Source organism: Helicobacter pylori FD535 (genome assembly GCF_000296015.2).
In the GTDB taxonomy this organism is placed as follows: domain Bacteria; phylum Campylobacterota; class Campylobacteria; order Campylobacterales; family Helicobacteraceae; genus Helicobacter; species Helicobacter pylori_CT.
Map to the genome: position 1 here is coordinate 1 of NZ_AKHP02000075.1, position 6,546 is coordinate 6,546.

Consider the following 6,546-nt stretch of genomic DNA (forward strand, 5'->3'; position numbering starts at 1 on the left):
CTCTCTCTCTCTCGCTTGCGGTATCATCGCTCCATGCTGAAGACAACGGCTTTTTTGTGAGCGCGGGCTATCAAATCGGCGAAGCGGTGCAAATGGTCAAAAACACCGGTGAATTGAAAAACTTGAACGACAAATACGAGCAATTAAACCAGTATTTAAATCAAGTGGCTTCGTTGAAGCAAAGCATTCAAAACGCCAACAACATTGAGCTGGTCAATAGCTCTTTAAACTATTTAAAAAGCTTTACCAACAACAACTATAACAGCACCACCCAATCGCCCATCTTTAACGCCGTGCAAGCCGTTATCACTTCGGTATTGGGTTTTTGGAGTCTTTATGCCGGAAATTATCTCACTTTTTTTGTGGGTAATAAGGATAATAAACAACCCGCTAATGTTCAGGGTAACCCTCCTTTTCAAACGATTGTAGAGAACTGCTCAGGAATTGAAAATTGCGCTATGGATCAAACCACTTACGACCAGATGAAAAAACTCGCCGAAGATCTCCAAAAAGCTCAAACAAACGCTACCACTAAAGCGAACAATCTTTGCGCTTTATCCGGATGCGCTACAACACAAGGCCAAAACCCGCCAAACTCAACCGTAAGCAACGCTCTTAACTTGGCGCAACAGCTTATGGATTTAATCGCAAACACTAAGACGGCTATGATGTGGAAAAATATCGTCATCAGTGGTGTTTCAAATGCGTCCGGTGCTATCACATCCACTAATTACCCAACGCAATACGCGGTGTTTAACAACATCAAGGCGATGATTCCTATCTTGCAACAAGCGGTTACGCTTTCTCAAAATAACCACACCCTATCTGCTAGTTTGCAAGCTCAAGCTACAGGATCTCAAACAAACCCTGAATTTGCTAAAGACATCTACGCTTTCGCTCAAAACCAAAAGCAAATCATCTCTTACGCCAAAGATATTTTCAACCTCTTCAACTCTATCCCTGCAGAGCAGTATAAGTATCTACAGAAAGCTTATTTGAAAGTGCCTAATGCGGGTCAAACTCCCACTAACCCTTACAGGCAAGAGGTGAATTTAAACCAAGAAGTTCAGACGATTCAAAACAATGTGAGTTATTATGGTAACCGGGTGGATGCGGCTTTAAGCGTGGCTAGAGATGTTTATAACCTGAAATCCAATCAAACAGAGATTGTAACCACTTATAACAACGCTAATAGTTTGAGTCAAGAGATTTCTAAACTTCCCTATAACCAAGTCAATACAAAAGACATTGTTACACTACCTTACGATAAAAACGCCCCAGCAGCAGGCCAATACAACTACCAAATCAACCCAGAGCAGCAATCCAATCTTAACCAAGCTTTAGCAGCGATGAGCAATAACCCCTTTAAAAAAGTGGGCATGATCAGCTCTCAAAACAATAACGGCGCTTTGAACGGGCTTGGCGTGCAAGTGGGCTATAAGCAATTCTTTGGCGAAAGCAAAAGATGGGGGTTAAGGTATTACGGCTTCTTTGATTACAACCACGGCTATATCAAATCCAGCTTTTTTAATTCTTCTTCTGATATATGGACTTATGGCGGTGGGAGCGATTTGTTAGTGAATATCATCAACGATAGCATTACAAGAAAGAACAACAAGCTTTCTGTGGGTCTTTTTGGAGGCATCCAACTAGCAGGGACGACATGGCTTAATTCTCAATACGTGAATTTAACCGCGTTCAATAACCCTTACAGCGCGAAAGTTAACGCTTCCAATTTCCAATTCTTGTTCAATCTCGGCTTGAGGACGAATCTCGCTACAGCTAAGAAAAAAGACAGCGAACATTCCGCGCAACATGGCTTGGAATTGGGCATTAAAATCCCTACCATTAACACGAATTACTATTCTTTTCTAGGCGCTCAATTGCAGTATAGAAGGCTCTATAGCGTGTATCTCAACTATGTGTTCGCTTATTAAAAGCTCTCTTTTTTAAAATAGGGGGAGCTTCATCAAATCTGTTTTGATAGTTATCAATATTTGATGAAAATAAAGTCAAAAACAAAATAAACCAAATTACCCAATTATCTTTGATAATTGGGTAATTTAAGAAAATCGTTCAATACTCTTCAAACATTTCTTGGATTTTTGCCTTATCATTCGTTTTAGTTAAAGCGAGTTGTAAAAGCACCCTGGCTTTTTGGGGGTTTAAATTGTCGCTTGTGATGAAACCATAAGCCTTGTCATCAATTTCGCCTGAAGTAACTCCACCGCTGCCTACCCTGCTAGAACGAACGATTAAAACCCCCATTTGGCTCGCTTCTTGCATCGCTTTTAAAAACCCAGCGCTCACATTCCCATTACCCACCCCGGCTATCACAACGCCTTTTGCATGCGAGTTTAGGCTCGCTTGGAATAAATCAGGGGTCATGCCGGCATGCGTGTAAATAATATCCACTTTAGGCAGGGGGGTTTTGAGTTGTGAAAGGGAAAATTCGCTCTCTGTGGTGTGTTTCCTCAAAGGCTGCATGTAATAGCGTGTTTTGCCATAATACACGCTCCCTATCGCGCCGCTATTTAGGGCTTTAAAGGTGGAAGTGTGGGTGGTATGCGTTTTAGCCACTTCCCTAGCGCTAAAAATATTATCGTCCATCACCACCAACACGCCTTTATTCGCGCTTTTTTCATTAGTCGCTACGCTCAGTGCGTTATACAAATTCAAAGCCCCATCCGCGCTCAAAGAAGCAGCGTTACGCATCGCTCCCACCAGCACGACCGGTTTTGTGGAGTGTAAAACTAAGTTTAAAAAATACGCGCTCTCTTCTAAAGTGTCCGTGCCATGCGTGATGACCACGCCTTGAATGCGGCTATTATCTAGCAATTCTTGGGCGCGTTTGGCGAGCTTGAACCACACCTCTTCAGTCATGTCTTGTGAGCCGATATTAGAAATCTGCTCCCCTTGAATGCGAGCGATCTTGTTGAGACTGGGGATAGCCTTAAGAAGCTCTTTGACGCCCAACTCACCACTCTTATAACTACCCAAACTCGCGCTCGCGCCACTCCCTGCAATCGTCCCCCCTGTCGCCAGTAAAGCAATGGTGGGTAAATTTTGAGCCATAACCTGCCCCTTTAAACAAAATAAAAGAATCAACAATTTCAAAAATATTCTCATTATGGACCACCTTTTGAAATTAAAAAATTTTATAGTATAGTAAAACATCGTTAAAATAAATTTAAAAAGGGTTAATGGTGGATGCCTTTTTTCAAATTGTAGTGTTACTTTTTTCGCTTTTTTTAGGGGCAAGGCTAGGGGGCTTGGGAGTGGGCTATGCGGGGGGTTTGGGCGTGCTTGTTTTATGCTTATTTTTGGGGCTAAATCCGGGCAAAATCCCTTTTGATGTGATTTTAATCATCATGGCAGTCATTAGTGCTATTAGTGCGATGCAAAAAGCGGGGGGCTTGGATTACTTGGTCAAAATCGCTGAAAAAATTTTAAGAAAACACCCCAAGCAAATCAATTACCTCGCGCCAAGCGTGGCGTATTTTTTAACGATACTAGCCGGCACCGGGCATACGGTTTTTTCCTTGATCCCGGTGATTGTGGAAGTGAGCCAAAGCCAAAATATCAAACCCAAAGTGCCTTTAAGTTTAGCGGTAGTTTCCAGTCAAGTCGCTATTACCGCAAGCCCGGTGAGCGCGGCGGTGGTGTTTATGAGCGGTATTTTAGAGCCTTTAGGAGCTAATTATTTGACCCTTTTAATGGTTTGGATTCCTACGACTTTTTTAGCATGCATGCTCACGGCGTTTATTATGGGTTTTACTGATTTGAAATTAGACAGCGACCCGAATTACTTAGAGCGTTTGAAAGCAGGGAAAATTCCGCCCCCCACAATCCAAGAAGAAAAAGAAACCTCAAAAAGCGCGAAATTATCGTTATGGATTTTTATCGGTGGGGTTGTAGCGATCGTTTTTTATGCGAGCGCGATTTCTAAAAATATCGCTTTTGTTAGCCCGGTGGTTTTAGGCAGAGATCATGCGATTGTGTCTTTCATGTTGAGCGTGGCGACTCTCATTGTGCTTTTTTGCAAAATCAACGCTAATGAAATCGCTCATTCAAGCGTGTTTAAATCCGGCATGCAAGCGTGCGTGTGCGTGTTGGGCGTGGCGTGGTTGGGCGATACTTTTGTGAGCAATCATATAGATGAAATCAAGCAATACGCTTCTTTTTTGATTGCAGATTACCCGTTTTTATTAGCCGTAGCGCTCTTTTTGGCTTCCATGCTTTTGTATTCGCAGGCCGCCACCTCTAAAGCGCTCATCCCAAGCGTGATCACAGCCTTAGGCATTAGCGCTAACCATACAGAGCATTTGTATATTATCGTGGCTTCTTTTGCGAGCGTTTCGGCGTTGTTTGTGTTACCCACTTACCCTACTTTACTAGGAGCGATCGCTATGGATAACACCGGCACCACTAAAATGGGCCGTTATGTGTTCGATCATGCGTTTTTGATCCCTGGGGTTTTAGTCGTGTTTTTGAGCGTGGCGTTAGGTTTTGTTGTCGCGCCGTTAATTTTGTAGATTTTATCACCAACGATAAAAGCTTGATGTTGCGCTTTTTCTAAACCCCTTTAAAAAAAGAGGGTTTAAACCATTCAATAAGCGAACACATAGTTGAGATACACGCTATAGAGCCTTCTATACTGCAATTGAGCGCCTAGAAAAGAATAGTAATTCGTGTTAATGGTAGGGATTTTAATGCCCAATTCCAAGCCATGTTGCGCGGAATGTTCGCTGTCTTTTTTCTTAGCTGTAGCGAGATTCGTCCTCAAGCCGAGATTGAACAAGAATTGGAAATTGGAAGCGTTAACTTTCGCGCTGTAAGGGTTATTGAACGCGGTTAAATTCACGTATTGAGAATTAAGCCATGTCGTCCCTGCTAGTTGGATGCCTCCAAAAAGACCCACAGAAAGCTTGTTGTTCTTTCTTGTAATGCTATCGTTGATGATATTCACTAACAAATCGCTCCCACCGCCATAAGTCCATATATCAGAAGAAGAATTAAAAAAGCTGGATTTGATATAGCCGTGGTTGTAATCAAAGAAGCCGTAATACCTTAACCCCCATCTTTTGCTTTCGCCAAAGAATTGCTTATAGCCCACTTGCACGCCAAGCCCGTTCAAAGCGCCGTTATTGTTTTGAGAGCTGATCATGCCCACTTTTTTAAAGGGGTTATTGCTCATCGCTGCTAAAGCTTGGTTAAGATTGGATTGCTGCTCTGGGTTGATTTGGTAGTTGTATTGGCCTGCTGCTGGGGCGTTTTTATCGTAAGGTAGTGTAACAATGTCTTTTGTATTGACTTGGTTATAGGGAAGTTTAGAAATCTCTTGACTCAAACTATTAGCGTTGTTATAAGTGGTTACAATCTCTGTTTGATTGGATTTCAGGTTATAAACATCTCTAGCCACGCTTAAAGCCGCATCCACCCGGTTACCATAATAACTCACATTGTTTTGAATCGTCTGAACTTCTTGGTTTAAATTCACCTCTTGCCTGTAAGGGTTAGTGGGAGTTTGACCCGCATTAGGCACTTTCAAATAAGCTTTCTGTAGATACTTATACTGCTCTGCAGGGATAGAGTTGAAGAGGTTGAAAATATCTTTGGCGTAAGAGATGATTTGCTTTTGGTTTTGAGCGAAAGCGTAGATGTCTTTAGCAAATTCAGGGTTTGTTTGAGATCCTGTAGCTTGAGCTTGCAAACTAGCAGATAGGGTGTGGTTATTTTGAGAAAGCGTAACCGCTTGTTGCAAGATAGGAATCATCGCCTTGATGTTGTTAAACACCGCGTATTGCGTTGGGTAATTAGTGGATGTGATAGCACCGGACGCATTTGAAACACCACTGATGACGATATTTTTCCACATCATAGCCGTCTTAGTGTTTGCGATTAAATCCATAAGCTGTTGCGCCAAGTTAAGAGCGTTGCTTACGGTTGAGTTTGGCGGGTTTTGGCCTTGTGTTGTAGCGCATCCGGATAAAGCGCAAAGATTGTTCGCTTTAGTGGTAGCGTTTGTTTGAGCTTTTTGGAGATCTTCGGCGAGTTTTTTCATCTGGTCGTAAGTGGTTTGATCCATAGCGCAATTTTCAATTCCTGAGCAGTTCTCTACAATCGTTTGAAAAGGAGGGTTACCCTGAACATTAGCGGGTTGTTTATTATCCTTATTACCCACAAAAAAAGTGAGATAATTTCCGGCATAAAGACTCCAAAAACCCAATACCGAAGTGATAACGGCTTGCACGGCGTTAAAGATGGGCGATTGGGTGGTGCTGTTATAGTTGTTGTTGGTAAAGCTTTTTAAATAGTTTAAAGAGCTATTGACCAGCTCAATGTTGTTGGCGTTTTGAATGCTTTGCTTCAACGAAGCCACTTGATTTAAATACTGGTTTAATTGCTCGTATTTGTCGTTCAAGTTTTTCAATTCACCGGTGTTTTTGACCATTTGCACCGCTTCGCCGATTTGATAGCCCGCGCTCACAAAAAAGCCGTTGTCTTCAGCATGGAGCGATGATACCGCAAGCGAGAGAGAGAGAG

General features: G+C 42.4%; 4 protein-coding genes. 2 read left to right on the plus strand and 2 right to left on the minus strand.

Features of this window, described 5'->3' with window-relative positions:
- Positions 1-1,937 (plus strand): Hop family adhesin SabA/HopD (gene sabA / locus DV63_RS17310; protein WP_020982501.1); only part of this gene is annotated, 1,937 nt, incomplete at its 5' end.
- A 139-nt stretch (positions 1,938-2,076) separates the two neighbouring features.
- Here the strand turns inward: sabA (DV63_RS17310) and DV63_RS17315 are convergent.
- Positions 2,077-3,129: a type II asparaginase gene (locus DV63_RS17315; RefSeq protein ID WP_033636929.1), complete on the minus strand. Its 1,053-nt coding sequence runs from the start codon at positions 3,127-3,129 to the stop codon at positions 2,077-2,079.
- 74 nt (positions 3,130-3,203) lie between these two features.
- Between DV63_RS17315 and DV63_RS17320 the strand changes: the two genes are divergently transcribed.
- Entirely contained in the window at positions 3,204-4,535 is a 1,332-nt protein-coding gene (locus DV63_RS17320) for an anaerobic C4-dicarboxylate transporter (protein ID WP_000227249.1), read from the plus strand.
- A 74-nt stretch (positions 4,536-4,609) separates the two neighbouring features.
- Here DV63_RS17320 and sabA (DV63_RS17325) read toward each other — a convergent pair.
- Positions 4,610-6,546, minus strand: a 1,937-nt coding sequence (sabA, locus tag DV63_RS17325) for a Hop family adhesin SabA/HopD (RefSeq protein WP_020982501.1), incomplete at its 5' end; no start/stop codon positions are given.